Origin of the sequence: Legionella antarctica, assembly GCF_011764505.1 — a bacterium.
In the GTDB taxonomy this organism is placed as follows: domain Bacteria; phylum Pseudomonadota; class Gammaproteobacteria; order Legionellales; family Legionellaceae; genus Legionella; species Legionella antarctica.
Genome location: NZ_AP022840.1, coordinates 120,848 through 140,878, shown reverse-complemented (window position 1 = coordinate 140,878; position 20,031 = coordinate 120,848). Strand labels below are relative to the sequence as shown.

Here is a 20,031-nt window from a genome sequence, read left to right as displayed (position 1 = left end):
GTGATTGGTGACTTTTTAATGGGTTTTGCTGTTTAACTAAGCAATTTTATACTGTAGGAGTTTTTCTAATGAAATGGATTAAAATGATATTCAAACCCTTTATATTATTTTGTAAAATAATTGCAGAGCCGAACCCAAATTACCGTAGTAGATACAGTCATAATAAAACAAATAATGATACGGAAATTAATCCTGTTACTGGCCTTCCGATGATTGGTAATTTGGATAGCCTGGGTAATTCTTTTGGGACAAGTGCATCTGATAGACACAGTAATTGGCATAGTGATTACCATCGTCCAATCCAAACCTATACTAGTAGTTATGATCCATTTAGCAATCGTTATTTATAAATACAAAAGAATATTTATTTTTTGTGCCTCTATATAGTTCTATAAATATTATTTATACTCGATGTACTGGTTTAACAATTAATTTAATAAGGAATTGGTAATTGAGATTACTAAAAACATTATTAATTAAATTTTTAAAATTAACTCATTTAATCCAAAAAAATGAAATTCACGTGCTGGAATATAATAAGAACAATGAACCATCTATAAATCATTTAATCAGACTATCAACAATTGAAAACCTAGGTATAATTGATGGTTCATTTTGCACTAAAAGTTCTAATGATGCCTGCTTCTAAAATAGGAAATACTCATCATATTAAGTCAACTTAAATAAGTGAAATATTAAATAAATTAATAGAACAAGGAAATCAAATGGCTTTAATAACCGCTAAAAAAATTAGTGATAAAGAAAAAATCAAACTTGAGATTAATAAAGAAATATACGCGGAAATTCAGCGATATTGTGACTGGGCTGGAATCAGTGAGATTGACCATTTTTTTGAGGAAGCGGCTTCTTTTATTTTTTCTAAAGACAAAGACTGGAAGAAAATAAATTCACCTAAAGTTACATCTCAAGTAAAGTAATTACTAAATGAAATACATATTGACACACAGGGATATCATGAAAAAAATAATTGCGTTTCTAATTTTAATGCCCTTTGCAGCAACTGCTGATCACGTGAAGACAGACAAGTCTTTAGAGATATTTGAAAAACTCTGCGCCTCAAGTAAAGATCCACTAATCCGATCAACAAATTGTAAATTAGCCGAGAATCAAAGAAAAGCAATGATCATTAGTAAAGCTCAGGCCATACAATAAACGGAAAATGGCCGTGTACCGCTAGTAAACCGTAGGGCTTTATCAGATATGAGTCTATTTTCTTCCCTATTATTGATTTTTTTACTTAGGATTGACTTAATATGACACGCTTATTGATAATTGCTTTTTAATGAAAACACTAGATGAAGTTCTAAAAGGTATTGTCAGCAAAGTAACATACCACAACGAAGCAACTGGTTGGTCTGTTCTTCGAGTCCATCCGCTTAATGCACCCCAACAACAAGAAACAGTCACTATCCATCAAACCAAAGTATTCGCCGGTGCCACCATGGAATTTATCGGCGCATGGACTATTGATAAAAAATACGGTCGTCAATTTAAAGCAGATAAAGCCATTGAAAAAAAACCTGCAACCGCAGCCTCCTTGGAAAAATATCTAGGCTCTGGTCTTATCAAGGGTGTTGGTCCAAAAACCGCAAAAAAAATTGTGACCTACTTTAAACAAGAAACCTTAGAGATATTTGAATCCAACATCAATCGATTAACTGAGGTTCCAGGAATTGCCACCAAAAAACTGCACATGATTGAGGCTGCATGGACGGAACATAAAGCAATAAGAGATGTCATGATGTTTTTGCAACATCATGGAATAAGCACTCTTTTTGCAGTCAAAATATATAAAAAATACACTGATGAAGCAATAAAAATTGTCACTGAAAATCCCTATCGGCTTGCCAATGATTTTTATGGAATTGGCTTTTTTTCAGCCGATAAAGTGGCCTTAAGTCTTGGTGTGCCTCCTGATAGCCAGCAACGAATCATTGCAGCAATAAAGCATGTTTTGGCTGCAAGTCGAGAACAGGGGCATTGCTATTTAACACTACCCCAAATCAATGCAGGAATCATCGAGTTAATTGATATGGACCTAGAGGCTCAACTCATAGAGCGCCTTACATTGATGGAGCAAGACCAACAACTTAAAACACGTGTGATTGAGAAAGAAAATCTGAACTGCATTGCTTATTACTCAAAAACACTGTTTTATGATGAACAAACGGTTGCCCAAAGGATTAAAGACATCGGCGGTTTAGTTGCCTTGGACTCAGAACGAGTAACCTGCTGGATTAACACCTATTGCCAACACCAATCAATTTCCTTAAGTGAAGAGCAGCGTATTTCGGTAAGCCAGATTGTTCAGCATCGATTTTCAGTATTAACAGGTGGCCCTGGGTGCGGAAAAACCACCACGACCCTGGTTCTCGTTAAGCTTCTTCTAGCAATGAAGAAAAATATTCTTCTTGCAGCCCCCACCGGGCGTGCCACACAAAGGATGACCGAAGTCATTGGGCGGGAGGCTAAAACAATTCATCGTCTTCTTGAGTGGAAAGGTGGTGAGTTTAAAATGAACGAAGAAAACCCACTGACTGCTGATTTTTTAATAGTAGATGAATGTTCCATGCTGGATGTCAGTTTAAGTGCCTCATTATTAAAAGCGGTGCCACAAAACTGTCAGGTTCTCTTTATTGGTGATGCCGACCAACTTCCACCAGTTGGCGCAGGCAACGTTCTGAAGGATGTGATTGCCTCAGGCGTTATCCCTTGCTTTCGCTTGACCCAAATCTTTCGCCAGGCACAAGCCTCTTCAATCATCAAATACGCTCATGCCATCAATCAATCTCAAATCCCACCCATTAATTCACCGTTTCATCAGCCTGAACTATGGCGCTCAGGGGAGGATTGTCTCTTTATTGACTCCGATGAAGCCACCAAAGAACAGCTTGGGTTTGTCGCCAAAGTAAAAAATTATTTTCACTGGAAAACCGCCGATTTGGAAGAGTCTTTACATGGAACCCCTTTTGAATTCAGGACAAAAGAAGAAATCACTTCCGCCTACGAACATGATTTTGAAATTCCAAAAAAGTTCAAACATGTTGACTTAGAAAAGTTACAGCACAGCGATAGTGAGGTGCAGGCTTTAAAACTGCTATTGAAAAAAATTCATCCCTGGTCATCATTACACTATGGCCTTAGTGCCGTTGATGTGGTGGTTCAATTGTATTTAAACTGGATACCGAAATACCATGGAACCACCACTGAAATTCAAATTTTAACGCCCATGACCCGAGGAACCTTAGGCTCTGCGAACTTAAATAACGTCATTCAAGATAAAGCAAACCCCTACTCATCAGATAAAAGTCAATTAAAAGTTGGGGAGCGAATCTTTCGCGAAGGGGATAGAGTAATCCATAGGCGCAACAATTATGATTTAAACGTGTTTAATGGGGATATTGGAACAATCATCCAAATTGATAATGAAGAGCTTACTTGCATGGTCTCCTTTTTACCTGACCATCGCGAGGTTCATTACCAAAAAGAAGACATTATGGAATTGGATTTAGCCTACGCTATCACCATTCATAAATCACAAGGCAGCGAATTTGCAGCGGTCATTATTCCCGTGCTCACCCAGCATTTTAAGATGCTGTATCGAAATTTAATCTATACGGGATTAACCAGAGCAAAAAAATTAGCGGTTTTTGTGGGCACTAGGAAAGCAATGACTATGGCGATTAAACAGCAAGACACAAGCTTAAGACAAACCGCCCTGGAGTTATTAATTAAAAAAGACCATTTGCTGGCTGAATATTCCATAGAAGAACTTTAACCTCCTCAAAAAAGCCACCGCTACTTAGGGTTCATTTACCCATAGGTTAAGAAATCTCTTACAAAAAATTCAGCATACCAGTCAATGGATTATTGGCGCAGAAAAGCTATACTGAATTTGTTTGGCGTAGCTGGTATGTTGACAGGATGTTGAAGCACTAGCGGGTTCATGGATGAACTCAAATCAGTGGCATGTACAGCTGCGCACAGGCACAACGGATAGATTTTAGCTCACTTTTTATAATGAAATGAAACTTCTCTATCCCACTAATTCTTTAGCCTTATCCCAAATAAGCATCAACTCATCAAAAGGTAAACCCTCCAGGTTAATCAGTTCACGTTCCTCGGCAATTAATTTAACCGCCCGTAGCCGCCTTTCAAATTTAGTTAGCGATTGCCCAAGTGTTACCCTTGGGCTTAACTTGCAAAAAAGACACAGAGAAAATACCGCGTGAAGTAAATCGCCAATTTCTTCTTGCAACGAAGTTTGATTCGCTTTAGAAGAGTCATAGTCTAGGTGCTCCTTTATTTCATCACACTCACTGTGAATTTGACTCATGATTTGCTCTACATTTTGCCACTTGAATCCAAATTGGGAGGCTTCCTCCTCCAGCGCGCTAATTTTATCTAAAAGTTCCATGATATACCTAAAGGTGATGTGTTAAGCGTCATAAGCTAAGCCTGATTAATCTGCATGACACTATTTTCTAACTAAAGTCGATTTTACAACGGTTGGGTCTGCGCGTAAAATACCTGACACTTTCTTTTTCATATCAGCACTTGATGTCCAGCCCTATCAAAAAACAGCCCGCCTTATTCAGTCAGAACAACCAATCAGGAAATTGGAATCACCCGACCCCATTAACCCATGTGCTGAGCAATGCAACCCCATACCCTTTTGATGCATTACCCAATATCCTGCAACAAGTGGTTAATGCCTATCAATGCTACGGACAACAACCTCTGTCACTGGTGGCAAGTGGAGCCTTGGCTAATCTGTCTTTGGCCTGTCAAACACTTGCCAATGTAGCCCGAGACAATTATCTGGTTAGCCCTGTTTCACTCTATTTTTTAGTCATTGCAAGCTCGGGTGAGCGCAAGAGTGCTGCTGATAATGTGTTTTCCAAAGCCATCCGCCAATGGGAAGCAGCGGTACGTAAAAAACGAGAACCTGAGCGATTGAGCGCATTAACCCAACACAAAGCCTGGCAGATGGAACGAGATGGACTGCTTACCCAAATCAAACGTACCGTCTATTCGGGTGAAGACAGCGATTATTACAAAGATTTACTCGATTATCTGGTGCATCAGGAGCCAGATATACCCATACAACCCACCCTCTACTTTGAAGATGCAACGCAAGAAGCATTGGCAATCCATCTAGCCCACGGCTGGCCAAGTGCGTCTCTTTGGTCAGATGAGGCAGGCATAATCCTCGGCAGTCACAGCATGCAATCGAACCCCATGCGATTTGTCGCGTTACTTAATCGTTTGTGGGAAGGAAAATCCTTTGCAGCACATCGCAAGACCTCGCAAAGCTTTATCATTGAGAACAGACGCCTTACCTTAAACCTGATGATGCAACCACTACTGTTAGATCAGATGATTAGCCAGGCCACCGGAATCAGCCGTCAAAGCGGTTTTTTGGCGCGCTGTCTGCTTGCCTACCCAGACAGCTCCATGGGAACACGATTTTACCAAGAACCTCCAGAGAGGCTTGAGGGTTTAAATGAATATGAGCAACGTATTACGGATTGTCTGGATCAATCTCAACGCTTAAACCAGGCAGGCTGTATTAACCTGCCTTTACTAAAAATGAATGCTCAGGCAAAGCACTTATGGGTTCAATTCTTTAATGGCATTGAAGCAGGATTAACTGCCCAAGGACAATGGATGGAAATTAAGGACTTTGCGAGCAAAGCCGCTGAAAATGCAGTCCGTCTTGCCGCCCTCTTCCATCTCTTTTCAGGTAAAACAGGGGACATCAGCGTGGAGCACATCGAGCAAGCAATTACCTTGATGAATTGGTACTTAAGTGAGGCAAGGCGCCTTTTGGAACCACAATCAACACAGCCTGATCTTGAAGATGCCAGAAAATTACTTGCTTGGCTCTTGGAGCAAAGGCCGCAAATCGTAACGCCCAGGGATATTTTGCAGTTTGGACCCTTGCGTAGCAAAACACAAAGAGATGATGCATTGGAAATGCTAATCGAACATCACTACATACGCCTGCTAAAAGCTGGGAATAAAACAACTATTGAAATTAATCCCCGGGGTAAATAATCTAAATCGAATCCCAATCTTTGCTACATTTGCTACACTTAGGCATTTTGGGTTTAAATTACACCAGTGACATATTCTAATAACCCTATTAGCCCTTATAACACAAGGCCTTAAATCGATTAATCAATTTGTAATCAGGAAAATAGGTGTAGCAAATAACATGCTACATATCTGCTACATCATGCTACACATTAAGTTTTTTTAAAAGTGTCTGCCAAAATCCATAGATTGATGCAACACTCGAATGACTGCGATACCATAACTTGTAATTTTAAAGAAAATAATATGGGAACCGATATTAAATACCCTCAAATTCTGGCGAACATAATCACATGCGCGCGAAATCAACGGATCTTCTGCAAGATGTTGGAAACTGGTTTCGATCGCCAAAATATAATCTTCTGTCCGTTTAATACCAAATTCACTTATACTATATGAATAGATGGACTCAAGATCCTCTATAGCCTTTGGATAAAGACGATAACTTTTATTTGGCATGAGGTGTTTTCTTCATGCACTCAAGAAAATCATGTGCATTCCACATTAAGGGATCGCCACTACCCTCTCCTTCATCAATAAGATGACGCAACTGTTCGAGCTTTGAAGCCGCTTGTTTTTCACGAAGCAGGCGCAGAGACTCTCTCAAAACTTCACTATTACTTCTATAATCCCCAGACTCAACAAGAAATTGAACATAATCACGAAGTTCACTGCCCAAATCAACCGTCATTGTGCGAGCCATAAACACCTCAGGAATGTAAGATTTATTCTTACATTCATTATATAAGACATTTGCTTACATTTCAAATTGTTTTTTGCTATCTCTAGAGTACACCCGTGTGATATGTTTGACCGCTTCCCAAAAACCCTTATTTTTTCTATCAATAGGATTTGATTTATATTTGTGGTAATGTGATATCTTTCATCTTAGATCTCATTGATAGGAAATGCTGATGGATTTAGTAGGTTATGCCCGCGTTTCCTCGACTGATCAAAATCTCACCATTCAACTCGATGCTTTAAAAAATGCCGGGTGCAAGAAAATTTTTTCCGAGAAAAAAAGCGGCACCTCAAAAAAAGACAGAACAGCATTTGATGAGTGCATGGAGTATATTAGAGAGGGGGATACTCTCGTAGTAACGCGAATTGACCGACTAACACGCAGCATCCTTGATTTGCAAACCTTGCTCCATGATTTAAAAGATAAGGACATTAACTTAAAAGCTCTTGACCAGCCAGTCGATACATCGAGTGCGTCAGGAAAATTCTTTTTGGATATGTTAGGCGTATTTGCTGAATTTGAAACCAACCTTCGCCGTGAACGACAATTGGAAGGAGTTGAACGCGCCAAAAAAGCAGGCGTTTATAAAGGACGAAAGCCCACGGCACGTGCTAAAAGTAGTGACGTCATAGCCCTTATTAATCAAGGGTACACACGGGTGGCAATTGCTAAAAAATTGGATATAGGCATTGCCAGTGTCTACCGTATTTTAAAAACACATCGTCAAAACAATCCAGAGCAGATCCTTCCAGGTAGTCAATCCGCAAAAAAAATAGCAGTGATCGAAATTTGGCTTCAGGTTGAGAACAATTCAAAATTCGTTAGAGGGAAGAGTGAGTCAAGACGACGTATTGAACAAGAATGCTTTTTCCCGTTTGATATGGTTAAAAAAGACAAGGATGGTTGGGAGTATGTGCTTAAAATTCCTTATGAAAGCGATAAGGAATTGGATGAAACAATTAATGAACTTATGGATGAAGCCGGTCATATTGCTGATTTACGAAATGGCTTTGCAGAATTCAATGTGATTGAACCTGCCACAGGTAAATCCTGGTCATGACAGCTTGGTTCGCGACCCTGCCCTGGCTGCATTATATTGATTTTAAAAAGAAGGAACTGTACCAGTGTGCACGTTTTGAAAAAGACATGCGCTATTATGTCATTCGATTAAGTAAAGATTTACTTGAGGACTGGGTGATTACTTTAATCAATGGGCGCATCAAATCAAAACTTGGGCAAAGCCGGACGCTGGCATTCGCTAATTTTAACGAAGCCTTTAATTCTTTTTGTCAGCTTGCTAAAATACGCCACCACCGTGGTTATCAGCTCAAAATATTTGATTGCGATAATCCCCTTCTATTGCATCTACTGCCCTTTTCAGTACATGCGATGAGTAATGAAAAAGCGTATGAGGCCAAAATCATGCAAAATGTAAATAGTCAGAGAATGAAAAGCCCCACCCTTTCTCCCACCAAGAGCAACCAAACACCTCAATTAAATCATCAGCAAATGGGGTTTTCATTTTAATGGGTACTCTATTTTTGGGGAACTTATGAAAAATACCGATTAGCAAGGAAACCGCCAAAATGATGTTTTATTTGACAGGATAAGATTTGTACACGATTTTTGTTCCAACTTTTCGAATTAACATCTAAACTAAGCACCACGCGTTATTAAAAGGAGCATTCTATGAATAAAAAAGAACTTATTACTGAGATCAGCGACACATCTGGACTAAGTAAAGCAGACTCAGAAACCGCATTAAACGCAGTGATTGGCTGCCTAACTGATTTGCTTGCCAAGGGCGACTCCATTGTATTGCCAGGGTTTGCCAGTTTATCCGTGAAAGAAAGAGCTGCTCGCACGGGCCGTAATCCCGCTACAGGACAACCAATCGACATCGCTGCCAGCAAAGTAGTGAGCTTTAAGACTGGGAAAAAATTAAAAGAGGCCATTAACGGCCAATAAATTCTGGAGGCAATAATGGCTCGTGGTATCAACAAGGTTATTCTGGTGGGTAATGTGGGCAATGCACCAGAGGTCCGTCAAACAACAGAAGGCAATGCGATTGCAACACTATCTTTAGCAACCAGTGAAACTTGGAAAGACAAACAAACTGGGGAAAAACAAGAAAAAACGGAATGGCATCGCGTTGTGTTTTTTAGGCAACTTGCAGAGATTGTTGGGAAATACGTTAGAAAAGGTTCAAAGCTCTATATCGAAGGCAGCCTTCGCACACGGAAATGGCAAGACCAGCAAGGCATAGACCGCTATACCACCGAAATTGTCGCCAATGATATGCAGATGCTTGATAGCCGGCACGATGAGGAAAGACCTAATAACAATGAGCCTACCCCTGCCGCCCAGAATCCTACGTCCACCAACAGCCAATATCCTGTAATGCAGGATATTGATGATAACATTCCGTTTTAAGGAGTTTATATGTGGTTTAATAACCTGGTAGTTTATCAATTCAACACCCCTTTTGAAAAAAACACAGATGGGCTGGAGCAGGCTCTGGAAGAGTTTCGCCTAAAACCCTGTCCACCTCATGCTCGTCAATCCCAAGGCTTCGCAGCCCCTCTTGATGAAGAAAAAGGAAGAGTATACAGTCTGTATGGTTGCCACCTCTTAGTCGCGGCTAAAGAAGTACGCCTGTTACCCAGCAGCATTATTCAGGCAGTACTTGAAGAAAAAAATAATGCTTTTGAATTAAATCACAATCGGCCCATGCGGCGAGCTGAAACCCTACAACTCAAGGAAGAAATTGAGTTTGACTTACTGCCTAAAGCCTTTAGCGTACAAAAAAAAGATTGGTTTTATATCGACACGAACAAACAATGGCTAGTCATCAATAGCGCCAACCCCAATAAAGCATCCGAAGTTGTAACCCTTCTGACCAAAGCTCTGGGCTCACTCGATACATCACCCCTAATGCCTGATTCTGATTTAAGCCCATTGTTTGCTAATTGGTTGATTGAACCTACTTCTTTGCCCGAAGGGCTAGTGCTGGCAAAAAGCTGTGTGCTTGTTACTAGTGGCGAAGACAAAAGCCAGTATACCTGTAAGGATATGGAACAAAACAGAGAGGAACTCATCACCCTACTATCCCAAGGATACCTTGTTTCCTCCATTGAACTGGTTTGGCAAGAGCGTATCCAGTTTATGTTAACCGGTAACTTCCTATTGAAACGATTAAAATCCCTCGACTATCTAGAGGATACCATTAGGGATAATAATAAGCTGGATAATGAGCAAGAGCAATTTGATGCTAATTTTTCCCTGCTTGCTGGCGAACTACGAGACTTACTCACTTTTTTAATCGGCTCTTGTCATAAAAAAAACACAGCTTCCGTTTTCGGGGCCGAGTCGCCAATCCATAACGCGCCCTCAAACACAGCGCTCACCTCCATAGTTTAAGAGAAAACCATGTTGTCCAATAAAAATAGAGTAAAACTCACTGAAACCTTTAGTGCACTACCTGAGCTTGACCGAAAATTGGTTGCCTTAAAAGCCATTTGTTGCCAGTACTCTGCACGCAACCATGAAAAAACCTTCGTGGATGCCGTAATAAAATCTGGAATGACTGATGAAACAGGAAAAGCATTAACCGAAAAAACATATCAAGAACGTGTAAAGCGGCTAAAGCAGCTTGGCATTGCTGAAAACAAATCTGAACTCAGTATTTCCAAAGAGTTACATCATGATTTTTTAATATTGATTTCAGAAGCAGAAAAGACGTGGGTTTTTTCAATGGTTGATACGTTTTATGGCAGTAAAATTCCGGATTTTTCCGATATGTACAATCAAAATATTCGCTTCTATGAAAATACAAGTCAAATCCGTGCACGCCTTATGAAGGCGGTTTATGCAAATGAAACCGATTATTTTTTAGCGAATCGAAATAATCTTAAGTATTGCGCCAAAGTGGTAAGTTACCTGGATGATATTTTTGCTCACGCACCCATCACCATCGAGTGGCTTCAATCCAGAAATGAGCTTATCCAGCTGTATCTTTGTGTGATGCTACTAGGGGAGTATTACTGCGAGGCATCACCAACGTTGTACAGTAACGAAGTTCTTGCGTTTTTTTGCAGGCACCACTTTGACAGCATAGAACATGACTACCTTCATTACTACAGTGCCATCATTCATTTATCTCTAGGTAATATCGATAAAGCAGCAGATCACTGCAAGAATATAAAAGAGATCAAGTCTGGATATTCATTAACAGTTCAAGCAAGCATTGCGTTTCTAACGTCACGGTTTGATTTAGCAACGACGCTGTATCGTAAGGCATTGCCTGCTTTAAGAAAGCAATATGGAAGTCGTGGTTATTATTTTGATAATACTCAAGGCCTACTCCATAATCTTTGCCTTGCCTACGCAGATAATGGCCTATCGCAAATCGACACCAACACGGAACAATATTGTAAGTACGCAGCAAACCACATGTTCATGCCTATGGATACAGTCTACGATCTCCTGCCCCTTTTTCTAGTGATAGAGCAAGGCAGGCAAAAAGAAGCGGAGCGATGGTTGCTTGATTTTGGGAATAAACGTCATGCCCTGAAAACGCTGCATCCATTGACTCTTGCCGTATATCATTTACTGGGCTATACAGCCAATAAAGAATATATTCGAAAAAATCAAGATAATCTCCATGCCCTAGCACAACAATGCATCAAAACCAATCACCTGCTTGCCGCTCACATTGTGTATGAGTTAATCGATAAAATAGAGCAGCACCAAGCTGAATCCACCATTTTTTTTGAGCAAAGCGCCATCAAGCTACGATTTTTGGAGTTGATTCATGTCAAAGATGCCTGGGAATATAGTTTTCAGGCTCTTGAAGGCCTGTTGCTGGAAGAAAGTACTGCCATTACTACAACAAAACAAAAGCGCTTGTTATGGCTTATTAATCCAGACAAGCAGGATGTGGACGTCATAGAACAAAGTATGACCAAAAGCGGGCAATGGAGCGCCGGACGAGCAGTAAGCTTAAAAAAATTAAAATACTACCACCAGTATGAACAATATGATTATTTAAGCACGGACGATAAACGCGTGATTGATTGCCTTATTCATACCTATGATTCTTGGTATGATGAGTATCAATTTGACGAGTACCGTACGCTGTTAGCCTTGGTAGGACATCGGAATATTGCCCACCATCAAAATAAAGACGTCAGCATGGAGTTAGTCCATGGCGAGCCAGAGCTTTATATTGAAGAAAACAAAAAGGGCTACCACTTAAGCCTGTCCCATTGGCTAGAAGAAGCTGGCTTGATTCTTGAGCCAGAAAGCTTGAGCAAGTATCGTGTTATTGATTTTTCACAAGCCTTTGTTAATATTGGTCAGGTCTTGACCAAAAAAGGACTGTCAATCCCAACGCAAGCGAAAGAGAAGGTATTGCGAGTCATTCAGCATGCCAAACGCGACATTAAACTTCATGTTGGCATTAAAGACATTGATATCCCGGAAATTTCAGGCGACCCTACGCCTTGCATCCAACTGTTGCCGATTAAGGAGGGGATTAAGGCCACTTTATGGGTTAGGCCGCTTCCAAACCACGGTACCTATTGCAAAATAGGCTCTGGCAAAGAGCACGTTATGCTTTTGTTAACTGAAAATGGTAACGAGACCAGAACCCGTGTTGCACGTAACTTCAAGGCTGAACAAGACAACCTAGAAACACTTCTAGCACAATGCCCAAGCCTGGCACGCCATGAGGTAGGGCAAGGCGAATATGAAATAGATAATCCAGAGGAAACCCTTGAAACCCTCTCTGAGATGCAGAACTATGCAGCAACACATCCCTTGGTAATTGAGTGGCCACAAGGACAAACATTTAAAATCAAACAGCGGATTTTTTCCGACAATCTTTCATTGAAAATCACTTCAGAAACCAATTGGTTTGCCTACCATGGTGAAATCACATTAAGTGATGGTGAAATTTTGGATATGAAAGAACTTCTGGAGTCCATTGAAACAAAAGCCTATGGCCGATTTATTCGTCTAGGAAATGGGGAGTTTATCGAACTCACCAGTCAGCTTAAAAAGCAACTCAGCTTATTACACGCGATGTCTGATGGCAATAAAATCAACCCCCTTGGTGCGCAAATATTATCTGATATCGCTGCGGAAGCAGAAAACACCGTTTTTGATGAAGGGTGGCAGTCACACCTAAAGAAAATGAAAACCATGAGGAGTCACAATCCCAAGGTACCCTCAACCCTGCAAGCATCCTTGCGTGACTATCAAATCGAAGGATTTCAGTATTTATCCCGTTTAACCCATTGGGGTATTGGAGCCTGCCTTGCTGATGACATGGGGCTTGGAAAAACCATTCAGACGATTGCTCTGCTGTTGGAGCGAGCCAAAAATGGAGCCTCACTTGTTATTGCACCCACCTCTGTGGGCTTTAACTGGATAGAAGAGTTAAATAAATTTGCACCATCACTAAACGTTTATAATTTACGTACCGATGACAAGTCTGCTTTAATAGATAAGGCAGGAAAGTTTGATGTTATTATTTGTAGTTATGGGTTGTTGCAACACAATGAGACTCTTTTAACAGAAAAGGCCTGGGAAACTATTGTTCTTGATGAAGCGCAAGCAATTAAAAATGCGAATACACAGCGCTGGAAAACGGTCATGAAGCTTAGAGGAAAAAACCGCATTGCGTTATCAGGGACGCCCATTGAAAACCATTTGGGCGAGTTATGGAGTATTTTTAGCTTCATTAATCCGGGGCTACTGGGTACGATTAAATCCTTTCAAAGCAAATACTCTACCCCTATTGAAAACGGACAATCATCAGGAATGGTACAGGTGTTAAAGGCACTGGTTTCCCCCTATATTTTACGGCGTATCAAATCAGAGGTTTTAAGTGAACTGCCACCCAAAACAGAGCAAATCATTCATGTAGAACAAACTGAGGAAGAAGCTGTTTTCTATGAAGCTCTGCGCCGTCGAGCGGAAGAACGCATGGTCTCTCTGCTTGAAGAAAACAACCGCATAGGCGTTTTTGCTGAAATTACCAAACTAAGGCAGGCTTGTTGCGACAGTTCTTTAGTGGATAGCACGCTGTTACTTGAAAACAGTAAGCTGAATGCATTTATTGAGACTGTAAAAAACATTATCGATAATGGACACAAGGCACTGGTTTTTAGTCAATATGTTTCTTTCTTGCAGATTGTCAAAAAACGTATTGACGAAGAAAAAATATCCCACCAATACCTTGATGGCTCAACCTCACCTGCTCAACGCAAAAAATCTGTACAGGCTTTTCAAGCAGGGGAAGGCGACTTATTTCTCTTGAGTTTAAGAGCGGGAGGTAGTGGATTAAATTTAACCGCAGCAGACTATGTAATTCATCTTGACCCTTGGTGGAATCCTGCAGTAGAAGACCAAGCATCAGATAGAGCGCATCGTATTGGCCAGGAAAGACCAGTAACTGTTTACCGCTTTATCATGCAAAACACTATCGAAGAGAAAATAATAGCTCTACACCAACAAAAGCGTAATTTAGCTAATGAGTTACTCAGCGAGCAAGGGGTTAGTGGTAAGTTATCAAACGATGACTTGATGAGTTTAATTGTTGGAGGTAATAATTAAGGGCAGTGGCTTTGTTGGCTCTGTCGTGTTTCTATTGCGGGGTAAGTCAAGATACGTGTGCAAATGGGTCACATCACTTTTAAAACCGGCTACAACCCTTTCTGCATATGAGTTGTAGCCTCTAACTATAGAAGTAATTTCGTGGTTAATAATAAAACAAATCATGCTGCAACGGCGTGCTCTATTGACTCGGTTCGCACCTTAAACAAGAATTTATCCCTTGTCACATGCAGATTTACTGGTCGACGACCTAAATCCAGTATATATTCGCCAAAACGTTTGATCTGCTCTGTCATGTAGGGACTCATATGGCTTAGATCCTCCGCCGTAATCGTATAACCTTCCTGAATTAATGCATGACAGACATCAGTAATATCAATTACGTTTTGCAACATGATGCAATTGGCGATTAAATCGTTATGCTTAACGGCCTTTTCCATTTCATCAGGATCATTCGATGCCACCAAATATTTTGAGCCAAATCTAATCCAGTCTTCAAGCGTGTGATAAGACTCAACTTTATTTGTCGTTGCCGTAATGGTTTGTCTCAATTCCTTACTGGACACATAGTCGAGCAAAAAAGTGGTGCGAATTACTTTTCCTAATTCCTGAAATGCCTTATACAACCTGTTTTGATTGTTATATGAATTAAGTTTGGTCAGTATAAATGAAGAGGATACCTTTCCCAATTTTATAGAAATGATTACCTGCATTAAGTCTTGCCAATGCGTCTCCAAAAGATCCCAGTCAATTTCAGACTCACAAAACATTGAATCGATATTGGTGTATTTCGTTTTTTTGTCCACCCGATACAAATTTAAATCCTTCCAATTGCGAATTCTCGGCATTAATTGAATTCCGAGTAAATACGCAAAAGCAAAGACCGGTAAGGACTGGCCTTGTGTATCCGAATGCACAATATTCGGCTGCACTTCAGATGCATTTTTTAATAAGCCATCGATAATATGTATGGCTTCCCATACCCCGCATTGAATAAATGTTGAAAATAACGCAATGTAATTATCGGCTATATGCCGGTAGGCTATGCCGCCTTTTCTGCCATAACGGATATGTTGCTCCGCAATCATGTTGTCATCATGAATATCCTCAAGTGTTCCGTCAACGGCCACACGCTGTCCGCTACCCCATGCGTGCAATAAAGGAAACTCATTTAAGCAATTAATGATACGTAAGATCGCTTTTGTTAATGACTTCAACGTGAAATGTTTTTTGTTGATTCTTGCGCTGCCAGCCAAGGAAGCGAGGAACGAGCGAGGCTGGTAGTCCCTGGTAGCCTTAGAGCCGGATGTTTTGCCGCAGGCAAAATATAAGGCATCCGAAAAGGCGTCAGTCATTGGGGTAGCGTTGTTTTTGAACCCCGAATGGGGTGAAAAAACAAGCGGACACAGGACGGCCAGGGCCGCCGGAGGCATACTTGTCGCGTTTGCGAGTCGATTTCAGCCATGGATGGCTAAAATCAATCACGAGCTTAGCGACACTATCGATAAGGTGCGGGGTTCAATTTCAAATCGTACGTGCTTGGCTGTCTGAGTCGGGCCCAAGCTTGTTCCATAGCAAAAGTTGGTTAAAATGTATTTTTCAATGGGATTGTCTAACTTTCCCTCCGTGCCTGATATGGGCCCAAACTCATCTGCCCAGCCCGTGTGATGGTGCCCATTCGTCAATATGTCTAACAGACTTCTTTCTGGTAGGCGCGAGCGAACTAAATTTTCAATTTTTTCGGCGTTCTCGCTTTTGGATTTTGGCTCATATTTCTTGAGAACAGGCCGTCCTTCTTCATTAATGACAAAATCAGGGATGTTAAAATAGTTTTGATCGACATATTGGGCTTTATCCGTCAGTGTCTTTTTAAGATGCCCCAGCATGTCCTTCGCGTTATTGGCAATCCCAACGTCTTCGCAATAGGTTTCTAAATGTTCCCCGCACTCTGCCCAAGGCAACAGCTCGGCGCGATAGTCCGCATAATTTCTAGCGCCTTTAACGTACAGATCACCGGAATTAAGCCCCTTGGACACATACTCAAAAACACAGCTTTCCATGGCTCGGCGATTGATTTTAGTCTTGTTTATAGAACCCATGATCTGCTTTTTCCAGAACGCGGTGGTAAATGACAGATCAATGTCGTCCGTAATAAACTCAGCGCGTCGATTCTCATGCGTCAATAAATATTTCATGGCAACAATGAGCTTGTCGTCTTGTGTGGGGCTATGTAGCTGAAGTGCTTTCAAAATTTTAAAGAGCAATGATCGCCGTTTCTGGATCATATCTGTTAGGTATATTCTATACTCATTCCCATGGCTGGCCAATATATCATCGCATTTGTTTGTCAAGACTGCGAAACCGCCACCATCTTCAATTTTTTTATAAAATTCTTTAACAAACTTAGCCTGCTCCGTGATGGATTCCCCGTCATGAATTATCTGTTTAAATAACTCAACAATGTTGCAGGTATCTTCTTTGCTGTTTTTGAGTTTGTTTTCAAGTTCAGTCTTGGAGTGTTTGTGCGCAATAGATATCAGTCGACAAAACATGACAGCGAGGGCATCTTTAGCGTTGGCTTGAGAGCGGTAAATTAAGGCAGCAATTAATGTATAGCGTTTTGCTTCGCTAAAATCATTTAACTCATCGGCACTGAGCTGGTTAGCTTCTTCGGCAAATTGCTCAATTTTTATCTTTGCAATGCCATCCAGACAGTTTATGACATTTCCAAAGGACATCAACCACTGAAAATGATCTAAGAATTCATGGAATTTTTTTATACTTGGTCGTTTTGGTAGGTTTTTTAACTTATTAAATAATGTGCGCTGAGTTCCATCTTGTAATTTTAACAGGCTGGTGAATAAATCTGACTGGCCAGAGGCCATGACTCGCCGCATGGTTTCACGAAATATTTTGTTATTCACACTGTGTCTGGTATGACGGACAATACGACTCAGCCTGTAAAAACTGGGCAACTCATAACTGGCATGTACCAATTTCTCAATAACGGCATTGATGATGTCTGAAAGATTGTTCATTGAATGTGAGGCATCATAAGCATATTGGATAGCCAGTTTCATGCCTTGATGAATATTGACGCCATCAGTAGGCTCATACCCCCAACGTTTAACATTCAGAAACTCACGAATTTTCTGTCTGTGGCGGTAGATGCTTTTATTATTGTCGCTGTAACCCGGTGTTAGTCGATAATGATATTTTAATTCTTGACGGACATGCGTAATGATTTCCGATGGTATTTTGTCCATCTCAATAAAATAGCCTAACCGTTGAAATGTTTTGAGCTGGATAGCCAAGTTAAATCGCGATCTATCATTTTTTCCACCAAGATTAATCATGTTCATCTCATCATGACGCAACGAGTAATTTTTACTAAGTTCGGCCGATTTTATTTTCCTTCTTTTTGGAAAACGTGGGTATGCTGTTTTTTCAATGGATGACATGGGGACTCCGGGGTTGTTCCAAAAACACCTGTTTTTGACGCAGGGCGATTTTGGATTGCTTTTCATGGCAAAACAGGGGAAAATTCCGTTCCAAAATTAGTTCCACAAACAAGTGCGCCAAAATACACGATCATTCTTGTTTTTGGAATGTTTTTTTAACGACAGGAGGTTGAGTTGAAATTTGGTTATGCTCGCGTGTCAAAAAACGAACAATGTTTGGATGTTCAAATTCAAAAATTAACAGCAGCTGGTTGCGAGGAAATTTTTCAAGAAAAAATTTCAGGAGCAAAAGATGATAGACCTCAATTAAAAGGGTTGATGGGGAAGTTAAGAAAAGGAGATACGCTATGTGTCGTACGCTTGGATAGACTGGGGCGACGCATGATGAAGTTGGTCGCATTGATTAACGAATTTAAAGAAAAAGGCATTGAGTTTGTGTCGCTTGAAAATAATTTGGATACTTCATCACATATGGGGATGTTGCTGTTTAATATCTGTGCCGCTTTTTCTGAAATGGAACGTGAATTAATTAAAGAAAGAGTTAAGGCAGGGCTGGATTTGGCCAAAAAACAAGGCCGCACCGGTGGCAGGCCTAAAGCATTAACAAATGATAAAGCAGAAACCATTAAGGCATTACGTCAGTCAGGTAAAATGTCCGTTAAGAAAATTTGTGAAACGATGAAGGTAAGTCGATCCGTTTTTTATCGATGTATTAATCAAAGTATTGAGGTGTGATCATGGCAACAAGACCCGTTCTTCAATTTAAAATTATGCTACAAGACATAGAACCTAGGATCTGGCGGCGAATTCAAATTTCTGATTTAAGCAGTTTCTGGGATTTTCATGTTGCAATTCAAGATGCGATGGGTTGGACAGATTCGCATTTACATGAATTCACAGCATATAACCCCATTACAACTGAACAAGAACATATAGGTATTCCTGATGGTGAAGACGAGCCGCACCCGGTATTGGAAGGCTGGAAGCTAAATATTCGAGATTATTTTAATCTGCCGGCCAATCACAAAATTTCTTATCTTTATGATTTTGGTGACAGCTGGGAACATCTCATTGAATTCGAAGGGAAACAAGAAAAACAATCCAATGCTAAATACCCATTATGTATTGCTGGTGCACGAACTTGTCCACCAGAAGATGTAGGTGGTCCGCCAGGTTACGACCGTTTTATTGAGGCCATTACCACGCCTCGCCACCCAGATCACCAATCCTTGTTGGAGTGGGTTGGTGGAAAATATGAACCAAGCACATTTGATCCCAAAAAAGTCAAATTTGATAATCCTAGCAAGCGCTGGAAACATGCATTTGAAGGTAATGTTAGATTTTAATAATTTATGATTGGTATGGATATAAAATTGCCCAAGGTGTTATGCCGGGCGCTGGAGTAATTGATGTATGATACTGACTGGTTGTTTGAAAATTCAGCACGATTTAGAACCTTGCTTAATCGCATTCAGGATAATATTGCAAAGGAGAATGATTACATAGCCGATAATGACTTCCCTATGGCATGTAATACTGGTTTAAGAGTCTGGTCTGATTTAAAGAAACTTATACAATTAGTAGACGCTGAAAATATGCTAGACCTTGAGCATGAAACGATGTACGACCTATTATATTGGGCAGTTGATCTAGCGCATAATTTGGATAATCTATCAGGAAAAAAGGCGATATTTTTTAAAAAAACACTGTCGTTTTGTTTGGAATATACGAGCATGCATCAAAATGTCTTAAGCAAAGATATGCGAAACCTTGGCTCTATAAGGCGAGTACTCGCGGAATGTTATGCCAAACAAGGTGATTTTGAATCGGTTGATAACTTATATAATGGTTGGCTTGATAAAGAACCCACTTGGGGTTGGGGATGGATAGGTTGGTCTGACTCTTACTGGTTATTTATTTACAAAAATAATACTGACAAACGAAACTTTGACAAAGCACAACAAATTTTAGAGCAAGGATTGGCTATACCTAGTCTCTCCGACGCTAGCCACCTTAACGATAGATTAAATAAACTCAAAAGTGAAATAACGAAGTCTAAATTACACCTTGTCTCTACAAATTAAGATC

The 20,031-nt window shown here is 40.4% G+C and carries 19 protein-coding genes; 14 read left to right on the top strand and 5 right to left on the bottom strand.

Going from position 1 to position 20,031, the window contains the following annotated elements; all coding sequences use genetic code 11:
* The first annotated feature begins 68 nt into the window (after positions 1-68).
* From HRS36_RS18555 to recD2, 4 genes are all read left to right on the top strand, one after another.
* On the top strand, positions 69-350 hold the full coding sequence (locus HRS36_RS18555) for a hypothetical protein (protein ID WP_197933228.1): 282 nt from the start codon (positions 69-71) through the stop codon (positions 348-350).
* Between the two features lie 375 nt (positions 351-725).
* Complete coding sequence (locus HRS36_RS18330) at positions 726-938, top strand: hypothetical protein (RefSeq protein WP_173238689.1); 213 nt, start codon at positions 726-728, stop codon at positions 936-938.
* A gap of 37 nt (positions 939-975) precedes the next feature.
* Entirely contained in the window at positions 976-1,173 is a 198-nt protein-coding gene (locus HRS36_RS18325) for a hypothetical protein (RefSeq protein WP_173238688.1), read from the top strand.
* Between the two features lie 130 nt (positions 1,174-1,303).
* Entirely contained in the window at positions 1,304-3,799 is a 2,496-nt protein-coding gene (recD2, locus tag HRS36_RS18320; RefSeq protein ID WP_173238687.1) for an SF1B family DNA helicase RecD2, read from the top strand.
* 258 nt (positions 3,800-4,057) lie between these two features.
* Here recD2 and HRS36_RS18315 read toward each other — a convergent pair whose 3' ends face one another.
* On the bottom strand, positions 4,058-4,438 hold the full coding sequence (locus HRS36_RS18315) for a MazG nucleotide pyrophosphohydrolase domain-containing protein (RefSeq protein ID WP_173238686.1): 381 nt from the start codon (positions 4,436-4,438) through the stop codon (positions 4,058-4,060).
* A 143-nt stretch (positions 4,439-4,581) separates the two neighbouring features.
* On the opposite strand from HRS36_RS18315, the gene HRS36_RS18310 reads away from it, so the two are divergent.
* Entirely contained in the window at positions 4,582-6,081 is a 1,500-nt protein-coding gene (locus tag HRS36_RS18310; protein ID WP_173238685.1) for a YfjI family protein, read from the top strand.
* Positions 6,082-6,282: 201 nt separating this feature from the next.
* On the opposite strand, the gene HRS36_RS18305 is transcribed toward HRS36_RS18310, so the two are convergent.
* Entirely contained in the window at positions 6,283-6,579 is a 297-nt protein-coding gene (locus HRS36_RS18305; RefSeq protein WP_173238684.1) for a type II toxin-antitoxin system RelE/ParE family toxin, read from the bottom strand.
* Positions 6,569-6,823 carry a type II toxin-antitoxin system ParD family antitoxin gene (locus tag HRS36_RS18300; protein WP_173238683.1) on the bottom strand — a complete coding sequence of 85 codons (255 nt, stop codon included), beginning with the start codon at positions 6,821-6,823 and terminating at the stop codon, positions 6,569-6,571. Before HRS36_RS18300 ends, HRS36_RS18305 begins: the two co-directional genes overlap by 11 nt.
* Positions 6,824-7,034: 211 nt before the next feature.
* Here HRS36_RS18300 and HRS36_RS18295 point away from each other — a divergent pair, with 211 nt between their 5' ends.
* From HRS36_RS18295 to HRS36_RS18270, 6 genes are all read left to right on the top strand, one after another.
* Positions 7,035-7,922 carry a recombinase family protein gene (locus tag HRS36_RS18295; protein WP_173238682.1) on the top strand — a complete coding sequence of 296 codons (888 nt, stop codon included), beginning with the start codon at positions 7,035-7,037 and terminating at the stop codon, positions 7,920-7,922.
* A complete protein-coding gene (locus HRS36_RS18290) occupies positions 7,919-8,389 on the top strand; it encodes a WGR domain-containing protein (protein ID WP_173238681.1) in 471 nt (156 codons plus the stop codon). The genes HRS36_RS18295 and HRS36_RS18290 overlap by 4 nt, the downstream gene beginning before the upstream one ends.
* Positions 8,390-8,551: 162 nt before the next feature.
* Positions 8,552-8,830 carry an HU family DNA-binding protein gene (locus tag HRS36_RS18285; protein ID WP_173238680.1) on the top strand — a complete coding sequence of 93 codons (279 nt, stop codon included), beginning with the start codon at positions 8,552-8,554 and terminating at the stop codon, positions 8,828-8,830.
* Between the two features lie 15 nt (positions 8,831-8,845).
* Positions 8,846-9,295: a single-stranded DNA-binding protein gene (gene ssb / locus HRS36_RS18280; protein ID WP_173238679.1), complete on the top strand. Its 450-nt coding sequence runs from the start codon at positions 8,846-8,848 to the stop codon at positions 9,293-9,295.
* Between the two features lie 9 nt (positions 9,296-9,304).
* The gene (locus HRS36_RS18275) at positions 9,305-10,282 is read left to right on the top strand and encodes a recombination-associated protein RdgC (RefSeq protein WP_173238678.1); all 978 of its coding nucleotides are present in this window, start codon (positions 9,305-9,307) and stop codon (positions 10,280-10,282) included.
* Between the two features lie 9 nt (positions 10,283-10,291).
* The gene (locus HRS36_RS18270) at positions 10,292-14,482 is read left to right on the top strand and encodes a DEAD/DEAH box helicase (protein WP_173238677.1); all 4,191 of its coding nucleotides are present in this window, start codon (positions 10,292-10,294) and stop codon (positions 14,480-14,482) included.
* A gap of 161 nt (positions 14,483-14,643) precedes the next feature.
* Here the strand turns inward: HRS36_RS18270 and HRS36_RS18265 are convergent, their stop codons facing one another.
* Positions 14,644-15,837 (bottom strand): Tn3 family transposase, encoded by a 1,194-nt coding sequence (locus tag HRS36_RS18265; protein ID WP_173238676.1) that lies wholly within the window; start codon positions 15,835-15,837, stop codon positions 14,644-14,646.
* 126 nt (positions 15,838-15,963) lie between these two features.
* Complete coding sequence (locus HRS36_RS18260) at positions 15,964-17,943, bottom strand: DUF4158 domain-containing protein (RefSeq protein ID WP_173238675.1); 1,980 nt, start codon at positions 17,941-17,943, stop codon at positions 15,964-15,966.
* A gap of 174 nt (positions 17,944-18,117) precedes the next feature.
* Between HRS36_RS18260 and HRS36_RS18255 the strand changes: the two genes are divergently transcribed.
* The 3 genes from HRS36_RS18255 (at position 18,118) to HRS36_RS18245 (ending at position 20,027) form a co-directional block, all read left to right on the top strand.
* Positions 18,118-18,678 carry a recombinase family protein gene (locus tag HRS36_RS18255; protein ID WP_173235538.1) on the top strand — a complete coding sequence of 187 codons (561 nt, stop codon included), beginning with the start codon at positions 18,118-18,120 and terminating at the stop codon, positions 18,676-18,678.
* 2 nt (positions 18,679-18,680) lie between these two features.
* On the top strand, positions 18,681-19,289 hold the full coding sequence (locus HRS36_RS18250) for a plasmid pRiA4b ORF-3 family protein (protein WP_173235540.1): 609 nt from the start codon (positions 18,681-18,683) through the stop codon (positions 19,287-19,289).
* Between the two features lie 63 nt (positions 19,290-19,352).
* Positions 19,353-20,027 carry a hypothetical protein gene (locus HRS36_RS18245; RefSeq protein ID WP_173235542.1) on the top strand — a complete coding sequence of 225 codons (675 nt, stop codon included), beginning with the start codon at positions 19,353-19,355 and terminating at the stop codon, positions 20,025-20,027.
* Positions 20,028-20,031 lie beyond the last annotated feature (4 nt).